Origin of the sequence: Shewanella zhuhaiensis (assembly GCF_022484835.1) — a bacterium.
Classification (GTDB): Bacteria; Pseudomonadota; Gammaproteobacteria; order Enterobacterales; family Shewanellaceae; genus Shewanella; species Shewanella khirikhana.
The window spans coordinates 172,316-189,710 of sequence record NZ_JAKUDL010000003.1 but is presented as its reverse complement, the minus strand read 5'-3'; the positions used below and the strand labels follow the sequence as shown (position 1 = coordinate 189,710).

Here is a 17,395-nt window from a genome sequence, read left to right as displayed (position 1 = left end):
CGTTTCAGTCAGTTCAAGGCTTGGTAACAAAACCTGACTGGAAAACAGGGCCTTCCGGCACCACATCCACAGCCATTTGCACCTTCATCTTGTAATTTTCCAGCCCTTGCAACTCAGGCGGGATTTCTTCACCGCTGGCTTCCAGCATGGCCATTACCGGGCCCATCATGCGGCCGTAATCGGCAGACATGCTGTACAGGCCGTTGGCGGTCAGGGCTTCACCCTTGAGGCCATCTGCAAGCTTCTTACTGCCTTCGCCGGTAAAGAGCACCAGGTGCTGGCCACGCAGACCAAGCTTGGCCGATACGCCAAACTCGGGGGGGATAAAGTCAGACAGGTCAACATCTTCACCTGACTTCAGGTCGATACCCGCCAGCATGGGCGCAAAGGGTTTCACCATTTCCAGCAGGAACGCCGGATCGTCCGCAGACAGGCTCAGCAGTGAATCCAGTTTCTTCAGGTTTGGCTCACCACCAGCCATATCCAGCTCAAAATCCAGCACCGACAGACCAATGCCCTTAACGCCATCGGCCATACCGGTAGCCATGCCAATCATTGCCGGATTGGCCTGCTCCAATTCCGCCTGCAACTGCGCCAGTGGTTCGCACTGGAAGCGTGGGGAAATCATGTCATTCCAGATTTTGCTGAGTGACGGCGCCAGTTCGCCCACATCCAGACCAAGGCCCGCGGTCAGCACGGCATCACCGGGCTTTTGCACATATGCAGGCTGGAAGCCACGCATCTTTTCCAGAGCCTTCATCACCACGGTGTTGTTGGTTTCCACCACAAACTTCATGTCCATGCTGGCATGCTTGGCGTCCACCTTCATGGCGGTCAAACCTGCCACTGTGCGCGGCCAGTTGGCGGCAATGCCGGTCAGCTCGGCCTGACAGGCTGGGGTGCGATACTCTGCCAACGGATCTTCACCGGCTTTGGCGAAAATGGTACCCAGCTGTTTACCCAGCTGGTTGTCGCCCGACACCAGCGCCCGCACCAACTCCTTGTGGTTGATGTAGCTGATGGAGTCTTCCATAAAGCCATGGGTTTTAACGATGTCGCTCAGAATAGTGCTGTTCGAAATCGGGTTGGTGACCTTGGTGATCCCCAGCGCCTGCTCCAGCAGCTGCGGCTCAAGGATGCTGGTCGCGAAGGTTGCGGTGATCATGCCGTCACGCTCGGCCAGCACCAGATCCACAGACTCTTCATCGCCTTCTTCGGTCAGACGATAGGCACGGTAGTTTTGTCCGGCCAGGGTAGCAACTGTGTGTGTTAAACCGCTGTCAGCTTCGGCTTCATCAATCAGGGTCCAAAAGGCCTGAGGATTACCCACTTCCCAACGAATAACCGGTAAAGCGCCCAGAGTATAGGTATAGGCGCGCATTTCATCGGCCAGACCGAAGCGCTTAAGCAGGGTCTCGGGCGACTTCAGCCCTTGCAGATATGCCTTGTAAAGATACAGACCAAAGCGTGGCAAGGGCTCGCTTTCATCGGCCATCAGCTCATCGAGCGCGGCAGGCTGCGCCATCAGAGCGGCGTTGGATGCTGTGGCGGACAGGTAATCTTTCAGCGGGAAAGGTTTCAGCTGGGCAGAAAACAGTGGGGTATCGGCAGGAATATAATCCAGGGCGGCATTGGCAAGTGCCCCTTCTCCCTGCTGCTGGCTATACCAATAGGCACCCGCTCCGGCGGCGAGGACTGCCACGGCTAGCACAAGTTTTTTCATGAGAAGACTCCGTTCTTGATTGATTTGAAAGCTCCGCTCTCAAGGCGAATAGCCAAAACCCGGCCAGGAAAACCCTAAAACAGGCGACTGAGCGACCGGTCAAAAGTATCACAGCGGGAGAGAAAAGGCGATGAAGGTAAGGCCCCGGATAGCCCAAGAGGAAGTAAGGGGCTATCCGGGGAAAAAGGTGATTGGCAAGCGCCAGCAAGTCAATCAACGAGCGTCGGCCACAACGGCCTGGTCTGGGGCTCTGTCCCTGACCGGCGGACGGCAACCAGAGAGAGTCACCAAATATCCGTGGGAATACTCCCGGGTCGGCAGGCCCCGAAAAACCATCTACGGGAACTTACAACTATAGCCCAATTCTGAATTTTGTGAATAAAGCTGTGGGTAAAAATGTACAAAAGTTGTAAACAAATTCAACAGCATTAAATATAGCCTCTAAAATACAAAAACTTAGGTGAACATCTTGTTATTGAAAACCTTACCCACAGCCGACTTGAGCAAGGTAAAAATATGCCCCTGGCGTACTCAGTGAGGAAATGATCGCGCCATCTGTAGCGCAATGAACAGATAAAAAAAGGGCTGCCGAAGCAGCCCTTTGAGGTCGGTTCACTATCAGAAGTTATAGTTCAGGCGACCATAGTAGTAGCCACCGTTGAAACCGTATGGAGAGGTCACAGGGTAAGCTGCACCGGCGATCCCGGCCCATGGGTTTTCATCTGGGTAGGTATCGAACAGGTTCTGTGCACCAATGGCAATGCTCCAGTTTTCGTTGAAGTCATAACCGATTTCGGCATCAAAGGTCACGGTAGAACCGTTATAGATAGGCAGATCGCCCTCTGAATCCAGGTGATCTTCGTAGAACTCGCCGTAGTAGTTCATACGCACCATAGAGCGCAGGTTGGCGTTGATTTCCTGGGTCCAGGTCAGTGTGCCCTTGTGGTGTGGCAAACCATCTTCCAGTACCTTCACACGGGCTTCACTGATGTTCTCTGGGTTGAAGCTGTCAACAGAGGTTTCAGTCCAGTTGTAAGCCAGGGCAAAGTTGGCACCGTCCAGCCACTCAGGGGCGTAGCTTGCCACTAGGTCAACACCCTGGGTGGTGGTGTCGAAGTCGTTGGTGAAGTACAGCACTGAACTGTAGCTGTTGGCATCCAGTACGCCCTGAGCGATCAGCGCGTCCTTGTCGGCCTGGGTCAGTTCCTGGTTTGAGCTCTGGGTGATGCGGTCTTCCAGGCTGATATGGAAGTAATCCGCAGTCAGGAAGAACTCGCCCACGGTGAGCACGGCACCAAACGACAGGTTAACTGAGGTTTCCGGCTCCAGTGGCGTTGCACCCTTTTGAATTGAGATTGGGTTGGTTGGCGGCAAAGTGGCCTGATCTTCCAGCTGACCACCGGAGAAAGCCGTGGTTACGTTACGCACGTTGCTCTGACCAACGGTTGGCGCACGGAAACCAGTACTGGCGGCGGCACGCAGCGAGAAGTCATCGGTCACGTTCAGGATAGAACTCAGCTTCCAGTTGGTGGTAGAGCCGAAGTCATCGTAGTACTCATAACGCAGGGCACCGGTTACCAACCAGTTATCGGTCAGGTCGTGCTCGGCATCAAAGTAAGCGGCGTAGTTGTTACGGCTCCAGGAACCGGAATCCTGAGGCTTGAAGCCAGGGAAGCCGTTGGAACCGATACCAAAGCCTTGGGTATACAGTGGGCCAATCTCAAAAGAGGCGGCATCACCATTGTAGATTTCGAAGGTTTCACGGCGGAATTCCAGACCCGCTGCAAAGCTCCACTCATCCACTTCGAAATAGCTGAAGTCCAGCGAGGCACCGCGCTCAAGCTGCACATAACGGCCTGGTTTGAAATCGTTGGGAGAATCCGGGCCGAGAGAGGCGTTAACCGTGTTCTTGATGTAGAAGTCGGCGTCACTTTTACCGTAGCTTACCCCGAAGTCATAGTTCAGGTTGTTGGCCATGGTGCCCTTTACACCGGCGCTCAGCGAGGTGTCTTCAACAACGCCGCCGAAACGGGGCGTAAAGCCACCGGGGAACATCTCGTTGAATACGAAGCAGTTGGGGTTATTCAACACCGCCTGCAAACCCGCATCATCGTAAATGTTCAAGCCAGAAGCAGTACCGGCAACAGGGCAGTTACCGCTGCCATCAGCAGTCAAATCACCAACCAGGCGATCATAGCGGTCGCGTCCAAGTGCATCCTGGATTGGATCGTCATTTTCATCAGTGATAGCCAACGCGTATACACCACCACGGGTGTTGGGGTTACGGAAGTAGAAGCCACCTTCTACATCGCGGCGGGCCCAGTTACCGAACATATAGGCGGTTTGATTTGCGTTCAGATCCAAGCCGGCATTGAAGAAGAACTTGAAGTCATCCTTGGTTTCCGGGGCGCCCCAGATTTGCGCAGGATTGGCCACGACAGTGTTGCCGCTGGCAATCAGACCGGCGGCGTCGTCACGCTGCACGCTGCGGCTGGTCGCATCGGCAGTTTTATACTCGGCGCTGACGTTAAAAAAGCCATTTTCAGTCAGAGGCATACCTACGTTGGCGGCGATCATCGGGCTTGAGCCGTCACCTTCGTAGAATTCGCCATAGCGGGCTTCGATGGTGCCGCCCTCAGCATTGTCTTTAAGCTGGAAGTTAATCACACCGGCGATGGCATCAGAACCATACTGTGCCGCAGCGCCATCACGCAGCACTTCAACCTGCTTGAGTGCGATAGCCGGAATAACAGAGATATCGGGACCCTGAGCACCGTTGGAAACACCGCCGCCGAGGAAAGAAATAACCGCCGCGCGGTGACGGCGCTTGCCATTTACCAGGATCAGGGTGTGATCAGGCGCCAGACCACGCATGTTGGCCGGGCGAACCAGGGTGGCAGCATCTGAGATAGGCTGAGTGTTAACGTTGTAAGAAGGAACCACCTTGCCGAGCAGGTCGTTCATGTCGGTGGTGCCGTTTTTGGTGAACTCTTCGTTACCGATAATATCAACAGGCACCGGCGACTCACCCACAGAGCGAGGCGCAGCACGGGAACCAACAATCGCAATTTTCTCAATATTGTCAGTTGCCTGAGCTTCTTCCTGGGCTTCTTCTGCCCATGCGGTGCCGGCGGTAACCCCCGTCATAGCCAGCGTGATTGCCAGGCTCAGTGAGCTCAGGCCGAATTTTTTCTTGTCTTGTGAAGTCATCATCTTTGCTCTCAATCAATTATTATCTTTTTTCTCCCCCGAACCGAAATAAGCGCTTTTCGGCCGGGACAGCCTGGGTTAAGACAAATTGTCCCCCACACATTTCTATAACACTTTGGTTTTGTTTGCCATAACCTTTTCGCATCTTAAAATTTACATTTACGCAACCATTTCAAGATCAAGAACTTACTGCTCATTATTTTTTACAGCAGGTTATTCTGTTTAAGAAATGACTAATTTTAAATTAAGTCAATGTTATTTAAGACTAAATAAGCATTTTCCGCGCAAGAAATGAACAGGGATTGACCAGCCACCTCCAAGCCCCCTAAGCTGGCATACCCAAAGACAGAATTTCAGTGAGGAACCACATGAGCCAGAATCACCATCCAGGGTTGGATATAACGGAGTACGCCTCACTGACAGACCTGTTTGCCAAGGCTTGCGCGCGCTACGCCGACAAGCCAGCCTTTGCCTGCCTGGGCAAACGCCACAGCTTTGCTGAAATCAATGTGCTTTCCGATCAGTTTGCCGCCTTCCTGACTCACCACTGCAACCTGACACCTGGCGATCGAATCGCCATTCAGCTGCCTAACCTGACTCAGTTTGTGATTGCCGCTTATGGCGCACTCAAGGCCGGTATGGTGCTGGTGAATACCAACCCGCTGTATACCGAACGGGAACTTATCCATCAGTTCAAAGATGCTGGTGCCAAGGTGTTGGTGGTGCTGTCGGACCTGCTGCCAACCCTGGCAAAGGTGGTGGCCGAAACCCCAATCGAGCAGGTGATTTCAACCCATGCGCTTGATCTGATTTCGCCGCAGATACAACCTAAAACCGGCCTTAAAAACATCGAGTTTTTAAAAGCGCTGGCCCTTGGCGGCGAGCATCTTGGGCCCAATACGCCCTTTAGTCCCATGCCTGCCAACCACAGCACCCTGGCAGCACTGCAATACACAGGCGGTACGACAGGGCTTTCCAAGGGCGCCATGCTGAGCCACGGCAACCTGATTGCCAATGCGCTGCAATGCCGCGACCGGCTGCAGGATGTCATCACCCCGGGTGAAGATATTTTTGTGGCGCCGCTGCCCATCTACCATATCTATGCGTTTTTGGTGAATCTGGTGCTCTATGTTGAGCGCGGTGGTTGCTCTGTGCTTATCCCCAACCCAAGGGATATTCCGGCGCTGATTAAGACGCTGGGGCAGTATTCCTTCACAGGTTTTGCCGGGCTCAACACCCTGTTTGTGGCCCTGTGTCATCAAAGCGAATTCAAAGCGCTGGATTTCAGCAAGCTTAAACTCACCATCTCCGGCGGTACCGCGCTGACCGAAGCGGCGTCAAACCTGTGGCAACAAACCACGGGCTGCACCATCAGCGAAGGCTATGGTCTGTCGGAAACCTCACCTGTGGTCACTCTCAACCGGCCGCGCCACGAGCGCCTGGGCACCATTGGCAAGCCGGTGCTGGCCACCGAAGTGCGGATCCTGAATGAGAATGATGAAGAGGTAACCCAGGGTGACGCCGGTGAGCTTGCGGTGCGCGGCCCGCAGGTGATGGCCGGTTACTGGCAGCAAGCCGCAGAAACCGAGCGGGTGTTCACACAGGATGGTTTTTTCAAAACCGGTGATATCGCCATTGCCGAGCCGGACGGCTGCTATCGCATCGTCGACAGAAAAAAAGATATGGTGCTGGTCTCTGGCTTTAACGTGTATCCCAACGAGGTGGAAAACGTGCTGGCAAGCCATGCCATGGTGCTGGAGTGCGCCGTGATTGGTGTGCCCGATGAGCGCAGCGGCGAAGCCGTTAAGGCAGTAATAGTGCTCAAAGGCGATAGCAACCAGGATGAGGCCAGAGCCGCCATACAGGCACACTGTGCGGCCAATCTTGCCGGTTATAAGCAGCCGAAAATCATCGAGTTTGTTGATGCTCTGCCCAAAAGCACCGTAGGTAAAATTCTGCGCCGGGCACTGCGAAGCTAATCATCGCTGTTCACTCAAGACAAAAACACCTCGCCAAGCGAGGTGTTTTTGTCTTGAGTGAACAGCCAGTTTCATCATGAGACTATCATCATGGGACAGGCTAAACCGACAGGCCCCACATCTCATGGGTTTCACGGCAAAGTGCTTCGCGAAAATCCGGATGGGCAATATCAATCAGAGAACGCGCCCGCTCCCTTATCGACTTGCCGCGCATATAGGCCACCCCGTATTCAGTCACTATGTAGTGCACATGGGCTCGGGTGGTCACGACCCCAGCCCCCGGCGACAGCACAGTACTGATGCGCGACAGCTTGCCACCACAGGCCGTGCTTGGCATGGCAATGACCGAACGGCCACCCTCCGACAGCCCGGCGCCGCGGATAAAGTCCATCTGCCCCCCCACGCCGGAGTAGATGCGGGTACCTATGGAATCGGCACACACCTGACCGGTCACATCCACCTGCAGCGCCGAGTTAATCGCCATCACCTGTGGGTTGCGGCGAATAATCGCAGTATCGTTCACCTGCTCAATATCGAGAAAGGCCACCTGGGGGTTGTCATCGACGAAGTCATACAATCGGCGACTGCCTAGGGCAAAGCCGGTTACCAGCTTGCCGGGGCAAAAACGTTTGTGACTGTTATCCACTACTCCGCGCTCCACCAGGCTCAGAATGCCATCGGAAAAAAGCTCGGTATGCACCCCTAGGTGTTGATGATTTCCAAGGCAGCCGAGTACCGCATCGGGAATGCCGCCTATGCCCATTTGCAAACAGTCGCCGTCGCGCACCAGCGCCGCCACATTGCGACCAATCGCCTGACTCACACCATCGGTAGTGGCAAGCGCATGCTCGGGCAGCTCCATCGGCGCTTCAAAAATCGCATCGAAACGGCTTAAGGGAATAAAGCTGTCACCGTGGGTGCGGGGCATTCTGGGATTGATATGGGCAATGATTTTACCCGCTACCTCGCAGGCTGCGCGGGTCGCTTCCACCGAAATCCCCAGCGAGCACATGCCGTGCTTATCCGGCGGCGATACCTGCACTATGGCAGTATCGATGCGCTGCTCGCGGCGGCGAAACAACTTGGGCACTTCAGATAAAAACACCGGCACATAGTCGGCCCGGGCCTCGGCCAGCAGCGCCCGGGTTGGCCTGCCACCAAAATAGCAGCGATGGCGCAAATGCCCCTCAAGCTCGGGGCCACTCAAACACTCGGCGTGCTCTGTATGTAGTTGTAATAGTGTGAGATTAGAACGGGTCAGCGCATGCTCGGCCAAAGCTTCAAGCAAGAGTCTCGGGGTCGCCCCCATGGAGTGGGTCCAGATAAACTCGTCATTATCGATTAACGACACCGCCTCAAGAGCAGTGGCACAGTACTTGGGTACCATCGGGCTTCCTTGATGATTCAGACATGGCTGTTATAACTGCTGTTATAGCAGCTATTTCCGGCATACATCCCGAGCCAGATCATGTTTTGCTCCCTTTGCAGATAGGCCAGTTTAAGATGTTCAAGGCCATACTTTACATAAGCCAACCAATAGAAAAGCCCCTTTGAAAGGGGCTTTAAAACTCAAAGTGCAATATTACTGGACACAACCGGCGCGGCAGGCTTTATATTCGCGCTCACACACAGCCTCATTTCCGCCGCTTTCAACACAATAATTATGCTTTTGCATGCAAGAAAGGGAACAACTATCGAGTGCGGCTGAAACGGGCGCAAAATTAGCCCCAACAATCATGCTCATGCCAAGGATTAACATTTTTACTTTCATCTTCTGACTCCTTAATTACGACTGCAATCTGCACGGCAAGCCCGATACTCGTTATAGCAGGTTGCACTATCCACCCCTGCTTCCATACATGCAATTCGCTCGTCGATACACCACATAGTGCAAGTATCCAAAGCGGAATTAGCTGCAAAGTTAGCTCCACAAATAATGCTTATGCCAAGCAGCATCACTTTAATTTTCATAGGAAATATCCTTATCTCAACCGGGAATGATTAGAACAGGTAGCAATCCATTCCTGTATCCGCTTCAGACTGTGCGGCGCAGTTCTGAAACTGTACTCTGCAGGTTGAGGGTCTATTCCCGTCCTCCAAGCAACGGTCGAACTGGTAGTTACATTGGGTGCAAGTTACGGCCCACGCAGAGGCGGCAATACCTATTCCTGCACCTAAGGCGGTTATCTTCAGGGCGTTAATGAACTTCATGACAGTAATATCCTTTTATCAGTTTTCAATTTTAAGCGTCTTTAACTGCCAGACACCCAAAACCTAAAACAAAGGAACCAAAGAAGACCACAACAGCAGTACAACCAATATCAATAACTAGACCTTTTTAATACTTTGTGACCAACCGAAACAAGCAAAACCAATACCAAAGGCCAGTACTTATTTGGCTCTCAGTCGATATATTAGTTTTTAATAAAAATCACATAACAAAAACAACCCGGAGTAAACATGAACATATTCAAGAATGTCATTCAGTATCTTGGCTTTCTCGCAATAGGACTGGCGTTGGGCATAGGTGGAGTAAAAGGGTACGAATGGTTCACTAAAGAGCCCCGAGTCGTTGAAGGTGACTACAGTTTTCACTATGGTTTTACCCAAGAGCCGGTGATCATGTACGGCACCGACTGGTGTCCGGTCTGTGCTAATACCCGGGAATACCTGACAGGGCTGGGCGTGCCTTATCAAGAGTTTAATCCCGAGAAAGACGCCCGAGTAGAAGAGCGATTTTTGTCATTAAAAGCAAAGGGGTATCCTGTGCTTATCATAGGTGACAAACGCATCTTTGGTTTGGATAAGACTGCCATTGAAGCGGCATTGAAAGAAAATAATCTGCTCTAACTTCTTCGTCTCAATATAAATAGCCCCTCAGCGAAGCAATATCAGATGCTAAACCAATGTCGAGTAAGGTTTGAGGAGCACAGCTCACCCTTCCTCCCGATAAGTACTGTTGAATAAGCCTTGAATATTTACTCAACAGCTCTTGACCAGTAGTACATTTGTGCTACTTTGCCAGCACAAAAATACAACAACTTTTAGGGATGAAAGATGAACCTCTATCAAAGCATATCTTTGGTTGCCTCTGGTTTGCTGTTTCTCAGCAGCCACGCAGCTCTTGCCAACGACCATAGTATTCAGATTACCCAAACGACTTATCTTCATCCTGATGTCCCCAGCGGCGTTCAGATAGACATCAGTAAGCTAAATACGGTCAACGCGAATGCCAGTTCTTTTTACCTGAGTCTGACAAAGGCCGCTCCTTCTGATGCAGATCCAGCGTTTGAAAATTGGGATATAGACAGTCCCTTCAGTGAGTGTCGCTTTGCACACGAAAGTGAGATAACGCTGAAACAGCGGGCCAGGGGAAGCCGGTTTGTGTGCGACAATATAGATGCTCTCAACCAGACCGGCAGCGCCACATTAACCTTGAACCTGACTCCCGATGAGTTAACCCACTATAACTTAGTGGTCGCGGTGGGAAGTACTGGGCTTTATGAAACCTTGATAGTTAACCCAAAGCTTAACGACACAGATGGGGATGGCGCTCTGGATCAGGAAGAGCTGATGGCAGGTTCTGATAAGAATGACCCCAACAGCTTACCGACAAAATCACATATCAGCTTATTACTGCTCTATACCCAAGATATTGTTAATCTCTACCCCGATTCATTGGACGAGTATTTCTCCGGGCTAGAAGCTTACGTCAACAAAGCATTTAGTGATTCTGGCGTTAATCTCAATATAAATATAGTCGGCAAAGAGTATTTTTCTCTCGATTTGGGTTCACCACCTTACGATGACAAGTTGGCAAAATTGACAGTCGACATGGAGAACAGAGAAAACGGCTTTGAGAGCTTAGCCGCGTTAAATCAACAATATCATCCAAATATTATAGGCCTCATTGCATCACCTCTTACGGTAGATGCAAGAGGTAGAGCCAGCGCAGTGCCTGTAGGTAGACGACAGGGGCATTTTTGGTCTGTCGATGACTATCAGGTGATCGCTCATGAGATTGGCCATCTATTAGGCTCGGATCATGATTATGCTAATAGTTACTATGTGACGGAAAATGCTGTAGTCGGCGCCTTTAACTTTTCCTTCGGTTATGTAGACCAAACTTCAGGTGTTGGCACCATAATGAGTTACGCCAGCACAACCAGCCCAATATACTCAGGTGCCAAAGGTGAAAATTGTCCACTCGCCTCCTGCGGTGAACTAACTCTGGAACTGGAACAGGGCGCCAGTGCGGTAGATACATTCAACTTGAGGCGTTTCTTTATTGCCGAAGCCAAGGAAAGCGACTCAGATCTTGATGGGATCTCTGATTGGTTTGTCAATAAGTATCCGATGTGGGATTCAAGCCTAACCTCTCCCTATCGCTGCCGTGACTTTGACGGCGATGGTTACCCAAATATTACCGAGTTCAAGGCGCTGACAGACCCAACCTTAGCAAGCTCAATACCTGAACAGGCTGATGTTGTCGCAGACTGCCCAGCCCCCAAGGAAAAGGTATTCCAGATTGCTACAGCGATAAATCAGCCAGTGGAGCTCGATTTGCGTCAGTACACTGAGGCGGGATATTTAATTAATGTTTACCCCGAAGTCGAAGGCAGCATCGGAGGCTTAAGCTGGGATATCTATTATTCAGGCTTGTATCGCTTTACCCCCGAAACCGATTTTACCGGTAATGCCAAATTGGCGTTTATTGCAGACAACGGTGTAGGCGGCAAGGTAAAAAATACCGTTTATGTAAAAGTGGGGATGGAAAACTCTGCTCCTTCAGCAATTACCCCCAGCCAGTTGGAAACAACTTTAGGACAAACAGTTGCCGTAGAAGGCAGTCAAAGCTCGGATCCTGACGGTGACTCTATTAGTTACCTGTGGAAACTCATTAACAAACCCGCTTCCAGTCAAGCGAGTGCTGATTTGGGCACGGGGACCTATGCCAGCATTACACCCGATGTTGTCGGAGAATATGTAGTTGAATTAACTGTCTCAGATGGTCAACTATCATCCAGCAGTGAAACCAAGATCAGCGTGAAAGAAAAGCCAGTTCCTCCCCCTGTCCCTGCGCCAGAAAGCAGTGGTGGAGGTGGCACCTTAAGCTGGCTCTCTTTGACGCTGCTAATGCTGGCCAGAATGAGAAGAGCAGCTAATTACAATTAAACATCGTACGCTTAAAAGACAAAAAGGGAGCTATCCGCTCCCTTTTTGTCGATTAAAAATCAGCTACATCAAAAATCATTTTTTAAAATCCCCCCTCACTCAATAACTGCAGGCTGGCAAATTCGCGGTATTGTGGGCTGGTATCCAAAAGCTCGGTGTGGCTGCCTTCGGCGATAATTTTGCCTTTGTCCATCACCAGAATACGGTCGGCGTTGATTACGGTGGCGAGGCGGTGGGCGATGATAAGGCTGGTGCGGCCGGAAATGAGGCTATCCAGTGCTTCTTTCACGTAGCGCTCGCTGACCGCATCGAGGGCACTGGTCGCTTCATCCAGCAGCAAAACCGGGCGGCCTGCGAGTATCGCCCGGGCGATGGCGATGCGCTGCTTCTGGCCGCCGGAGAGCTTTACTCCGCGCTCGCCAAGATAGCTGTGGTAACCCTCGGGCATGGCCTCGATAAACTCGTGGGCGCGGGCGGCCACACAGGCAGCCTTGACCTCATCGAGGCTCGCATCCACCTTGCCGTAGCGCACGTTCTCCAGCACAGAATCGGCAAAAATCACCGACTCCTGGGGCACCAGCGCAAAGGCACGGCGCAAAGATTGTAAATCGGTCATGGCAATGTCGGTGTTATCGAGGTAAATCGCGCCGCTATCCGGGGCATAAAAGCGCCCAAGCAGTTGAAACAGGGTGCTTTTACCGGCGCCACTCTCCCCCACCAGCGCCACCTTCTCACCGGGTCGGATATGCACCGAAATATTATCCAGCGCTATCACCTCAGTGCCGGGGTAGCTGAAACTCAGCCCCTCGATGCGGATATCACCGGCAAGATTATCGGGAAACTTCATGGGGTTGGCGGCAGCAGGAATATCGCTCTGCGCTTCACTGAGTTCTTTTAAACGTTCGGCGGCGCCGCTGGCGCGCTGCACATCGCCAATCACTTCACTGATGGTGGCGGTGGCCCCCGCCACCAGCAGGGCATAAAACAGGAAGGCCGAAAGCTCACCGGCGCTGATGGCGCCGCTCATTACATCCCTTGCGCCGACCCAAATCATCAGCGCGATGGCGGCTATGGTTAAAAACATCACTCCGGCGATCAGCAGCGCCCGAAACTGGATCCGCCGCCCGGCGCTGCCAAGCACCTTGCCAAGTAAACCGCCGAACTTATCCCGGTCAACCTGTTCGTGGGTGTAAGACTGCACCGTGTGAATTTCGTGCAGGCTCTCATCGATATAGGCGCCGAGATCGGCCACCCTGTCCTGACTGTCGCGGGAAAGCGAGCGCACCTTACGGCCAAAAATCAGAATAGGCACCAACACCGCAGGCACGGCCACGAGCACCAGCGCCGTGAGTTTAAGGCTGGTAATGGCCATCATGGCAATGCCGCCAAGCACAGACACAAAAGAGCGCAGCGCCATGGAAAAACTCGAGCCAATCACGGTTTGCAGTAAGGTAGAATCAGCGGTAAAGCGCGAGATCACTTCGCCGGTACGCAGCTTGGCATAAAAGGCCGGTGGCAGGGTTAACAGGTTATCGTACACCCGGGCGCGAATATCATTGCTCACCCGCTCGCCAAGCCAGCTCATCAGATAAAAGCGGCAGAACACGGCGCTGGAGCTGATGGCCGCTATACCGATGAGCACCCACACCAGTTGATTGAGCCTGTCGACATTACCGGCCACAAAGCCTTCATCTACAATGAGTTTTACTCCCTGCCCCAGCGCAAGCCAGGCCAGCGAGCCAATCAGCAGGCAAATAAGGGCCGTCAGTACCCTGAGTTTGTAGGGGCGTAAAAAACTGCCAATCCAGGCGACGACATTGCTTTTCGCCGCATTGATAACGGGCGTGTGCGTTGCGGATGCATCCGGCAAAAGAAACTCCAGCGGGAAGTGAGCAGGGATTGCAAATCAATATGTGGGCGATGCGGATAAAAAACAACCTTGGCCGCTTTTTCAAGACAGCCAAGGTTGCATCCATCATACGGTTCCCGCTTCAGGGTCAGGCCGGTGCTGTGGTCGAAACTGAGCTTTCCAGCTTGCTGCTATCACCCCTGTGGCCATCCTTTTGCCACTGAATATCCAAAAGCTCGCTACCGCTTAAGGCAAAGGCCTGACCAAAGCCTTTCACGTACAGCCCTTGTTTGGGGGTTAAGCGGTACAGGTTAAAGTCGGCAAGCTGAGCCAGCCCCCTTGGCATATCGCCGAAGCGCTGAGCCAAGGCATTCACACCCGCCTCAAACTCGGCGCTGTCACGCGCAATAGCCTCGGCGGTGACATCGAAGGTCAGACGGCGGCGGGCAAATACGGTTTTTGCCTCCGACTCATCTTCCAGCAGCATCACCGAGACCTGGCTGCTGTCTTTAAGGTTCTTGCCATGGCGGGCGATATCACTCACCAGAATATAAAAGCCCGCCTCGGTCAGGGCAAAGGGCGAGTAACTGGCGTTGGGGATGCCGTCGCTGTCCCGGGTCGCCAACTGCAGCGTTTGACGGCTGTGTTTGAAGGCATCAATTTCCGGCAGCAGCCGCTCTCTTAAACGCTCATCTTTTTGGGTGTTGTCCATAATTATTCCTCCTCGGCTGCCAATAAATTTCTCAGCGACATAAACTTATCCACCTGTCCGGCCAGCAGCTCCCCTGCTTTATCCCGCCCCAGATACAGCTTGAAAATCACGCTGCCGTCGGCGGCGAAAAAGCAAAAGTGATGACTGTCGCGGCCACGCAGGGGGCGGCTGATAAGGGCCACTGCGGCAAAGCTGTCCGGTTTGATATGCCCCTCCAGCCCTTCGCCTTTCTGGATAAGGTTGTAGTAGCCGTGGCCCGGCTTACCTATGGGGAAAGGCCCCTTAAATTCAAATACATTGCCAGCCACCTGAATGATGGCGGTCATGGGGCCCCAACTGGCAAGCTCCCTCAGCAGCGCTTCTATGCCCTTGGCCGGTGGATACCAGGCCACCAAGGTTGCAGCCATGGCGTTCACCACCTCAAGCTCGCTGATATTCAGCTGGCGCGCCGCATCAGCAAAGCCGATGGTCGGGTTTTCACTGAACAGTGCCGCGATGGCGGGATTGTGATTCGGTTTCATCGCCACCTCAGAAGCTGTAAGCCAGGCTCAGCTTGATATTGCGGCCAGGCTCATACAGGGTTTGCCAGGCACGGCGATACATTTCATCGCCTACGTTTTCAATGGCAAAGTCGACCCGGGTGCCTGTGAGACTGCCGGATTGCACCTGCCAGCTCAGGTACAGATCCCACAGGCCATAGTCCTCGTAACCCGGCACGCTATGCCCGGCCGGAACCTCGTTTTGGGTTGCCACGTACAGATAGCGGGTGCCGAGTTTCATATCGCCATCCATGATGGCGCGGGACAAATCCAGCTTGAGTTTGTTGGCGGGCATACCCTCTATGTAGCTACCATCGAGCTTGTCTTTGCCGCGGGTCTCGCCGTAGCTGAAACCAAACAGGGTATCGCCAAAGCGGTAGCTGCCCTCAAACTCAAAGCCTGTGAGCCTGGCCTCACCCACATTGTCCCAACGGGTGTATTGCTCAAGCCCAGGAATGCCCATCAAGGGGTCAGTTACCTGCTGCACAATAAAGTCGTCGATATCGTTGCGAAACACGGTGGCGCTTAAGTGCAGCTCATCGTCGCCGGCAAGGTTGCTGAAATTCAAATCGGCCTTCAGCTCTTTGTTTTTGGCCTGCTCAGGGCGCAGATTTTCGTTAATCTGGAACTGGTTACACAGCCCCTGGGGCAAAAAGCCCGGAATAGGCGGAATACAATAGTGGCTGCCGCTGGAGTACATTTCCTCCACGCTGGGGGCGCGGAACGCCTCATCGTAACGGGCGCTCAGGGTAAGCCAGTCTTGGGCCTGCCATACCAGCCCAAGGCTTGGGCTTAAGGCATCGTCCGAGGTGGCGTGGTCGAGGTTGATGCTCTTGTTATCGAAGCTGTCGTATCTCAGCCCTGCTTCCACAATCCAGCGCTCAGCGAAGGCATAACTGGCGGATGAAAACAGCCCGAATACCTTGGTCTCGCCGTCGATATTGCCGGGGCGCTGGCCGCTTTGGCCGCTGTCATCCCTCTGGGTTTGGATTTGGTCGCGGTAACCATCGGCGCCCAGCAGCAGGCTAAGCTTTCCAAACTCGCTCTGGTTAAGCAGGCTAAAGCCCAGAGTGTCGTAGTCGGTATCATCAAACTGATTGCGGCTGACCCTGTGCTCCTGATATTGGCTCTGGTTTTGATACAGCTGGGCGGTCAAATTCAGCCAGTCGTTGTTTTGCGGCGCCAGGCGGTATTTAAGATTCACGCTGCTGTCTTCGGTGTTTCGCTGCACCAGCGGCACCGAGCGGCTCACGGCGGCAGCCGGGTTGCTCGGCACCAGCTCATTGATGTCGCTCATGCGGGCGATAAGCTCCAGGCGCTGGCTGTCTGAAATACTCCAGCCAAGCCGTGCCAGGCCATTTTTACTGCGCGATGCGCTGTGAGCCAGCGCTTCGCCACCGCCAATCTCGATATCATCACTGTCGCGGTAACTGCCACCAAGCAGCCAGTCCACGGCGCCGCCACGGCCGTACAGACCAGCCGATGAGCGCATGGCATCGCCATTGGTTTCAAAGCCTTGCTTAAGGTAACCGCCAAAGTTGTCGCCTTCATCCAAAAGCTCGGCCACCGACTTGGTGTTCATGGCCACCACGCCGCCGATGGCACCGCTGCCCCAAAGGCTGGAAGCTGCGCCGCGCACGACTTCAACCGATGACAACAGCTCAGGATCGATAAAGAAGCAGCCCCTGTGACCGGCCGAGACATTCTGGCGCGCGCCATCTATGGTTTGCAGCACCCTGCTGCCGGAAAGACCCCGAATCGCCACGCCCTGGCTGCTGGCTCGTGGACCATTGCTGATTTCGATGTTGGCTTCACCGGCCAGCGTCTGGGCCACAGACGCCGCCTGCTGCTGTTGCAAAGCCTCGGTTTCTATCACTGAAATGTGCCGCCCGGTCAGCTCAACCGGCACCTCGCTGCGGGTGGCCTGCACCACATGCAGCGGCAATTCGGCAACGGCTTTTAGTTCAGAGGCAGAGGCTTGGCCTTGCTCTGCATTGGCGGTGGAGGTTGTCAGCGCGGCAAGAACCGCCAGCGCCAGAGAGGATTTGTGCATGCTGTTTACTCCGCGTAATCGATGCCAGCTGGCCACGGGTTTCTATCCGGGTGGCTGCTGGCTATTTTTTATCGCAAGCACGATATCTGAGTATTCACTTTAGATCAAATAATAATTATTATCATTTGCATTGTCGTTTATATTGATCGGAATCA

The 17,395-nt window shown here is 53.3% G+C and carries 11 protein-coding genes; 3 read left to right on the top strand and 8 right to left on the bottom strand.

Annotation, left to right across the window (positions count from 1 at the left end; translation table 11 throughout):
* Positions 1 to 13: 13 nt before the first annotated feature.
* Both MJ923_RS10415 and MJ923_RS10410 read right to left on the bottom strand, forming a co-directional pair.
* On the bottom strand, positions 14 to 1,723 hold the full coding sequence (locus tag MJ923_RS10415; protein WP_240591023.1) for a hypothetical protein: 1,710 nt from the start codon (positions 1,721 to 1,723) through the stop codon (positions 14 to 16).
* Positions 1,724 to 2,341: 618 nt separating this feature from the next.
* Entirely contained in the window at positions 2,342 to 4,933 is a 2,592-nt protein-coding gene (locus MJ923_RS10410) for a TonB-dependent receptor plug domain-containing protein (protein WP_420854456.1), read from the bottom strand.
* A gap of 368 nt (positions 4,934 to 5,301) precedes the next feature.
* On the opposite strand from MJ923_RS10410, the gene MJ923_RS10405 reads away from it, so the two are divergent.
* The gene (locus MJ923_RS10405) at positions 5,302 to 6,912 is read left to right on the top strand and encodes an AMP-binding protein (protein WP_240591021.1); all 1,611 of its coding nucleotides are present in this window, start codon (positions 5,302 to 5,304) and stop codon (positions 6,910 to 6,912) included.
* A gap of 100 nt (positions 6,913 to 7,012) precedes the next feature.
* Here the strand turns inward: MJ923_RS10405 and MJ923_RS10400 are convergent, their stop codons facing one another.
* Positions 7,013 to 8,299, bottom strand: a complete 1,287-nt coding sequence (locus MJ923_RS10400) for an acetyl-CoA hydrolase/transferase family protein (protein WP_240591020.1) — start codon at positions 8,297 to 8,299, stop codon at positions 7,013 to 7,015.
* A gap of 195 nt (positions 8,300 to 8,494) precedes the next feature.
* Positions 8,495 to 8,683 (bottom strand): hypothetical protein, encoded by a 189-nt coding sequence (locus MJ923_RS10395; protein ID WP_240591019.1) that lies wholly within the window; start codon positions 8,681 to 8,683, stop codon positions 8,495 to 8,497.
* A 689-nt stretch (positions 8,684 to 9,372) separates the two neighbouring features.
* Between MJ923_RS10395 and MJ923_RS10390 the strand changes: the two genes are divergently transcribed.
* Both MJ923_RS10390 and MJ923_RS10385 read left to right on the top strand, forming a co-directional pair.
* The gene (locus MJ923_RS10390; RefSeq protein WP_240591018.1) at positions 9,373 to 9,762 is read left to right on the top strand and encodes a glutaredoxin domain-containing protein; all 390 of its coding nucleotides are present in this window, start codon (positions 9,373 to 9,375) and stop codon (positions 9,760 to 9,762) included.
* A 207-nt stretch (positions 9,763 to 9,969) separates the two neighbouring features.
* Entirely contained in the window at positions 9,970 to 12,087 is a 2,118-nt protein-coding gene (locus MJ923_RS10385; protein WP_240591017.1) for a M12 family metallo-peptidase, read from the top strand.
* 82 nt (positions 12,088 to 12,169) lie between these two features.
* On the opposite strand, the gene MJ923_RS10380 is transcribed toward MJ923_RS10385, so the two are convergent.
* The 4 genes from MJ923_RS10380 to MJ923_RS10365 form a co-directional block, all read right to left on the bottom strand.
* Complete coding sequence (locus MJ923_RS10380) at positions 12,170 to 13,957, bottom strand: ABC transporter transmembrane domain-containing protein (RefSeq protein WP_240591016.1); 1,788 nt, start codon at positions 13,955 to 13,957, stop codon at positions 12,170 to 12,172.
* Between the two features lie 127 nt (positions 13,958 to 14,084).
* A complete protein-coding gene (hutZ, locus tag MJ923_RS10375) occupies positions 14,085 to 14,648 on the bottom strand; it encodes a heme utilization protein HutZ (RefSeq protein WP_276313056.1) in 564 nt (187 codons plus the stop codon).
* Between the two features lie 2 nt (positions 14,649 to 14,650).
* Positions 14,651 to 15,169, bottom strand: a complete 519-nt coding sequence (hutX, locus tag MJ923_RS10370; protein WP_240591015.1) for a heme utilization cystosolic carrier protein HutX — start codon at positions 15,167 to 15,169, stop codon at positions 14,651 to 14,653.
* Between the two features lie 7 nt (positions 15,170 to 15,176).
* Positions 15,177 to 17,240, bottom strand: a complete 2,064-nt coding sequence (locus MJ923_RS10365) for a TonB-dependent hemoglobin/transferrin/lactoferrin family receptor (RefSeq protein ID WP_240591014.1) — start codon at positions 17,238 to 17,240, stop codon at positions 15,177 to 15,179.
* Positions 17,241 to 17,395 lie beyond the last annotated feature (155 nt).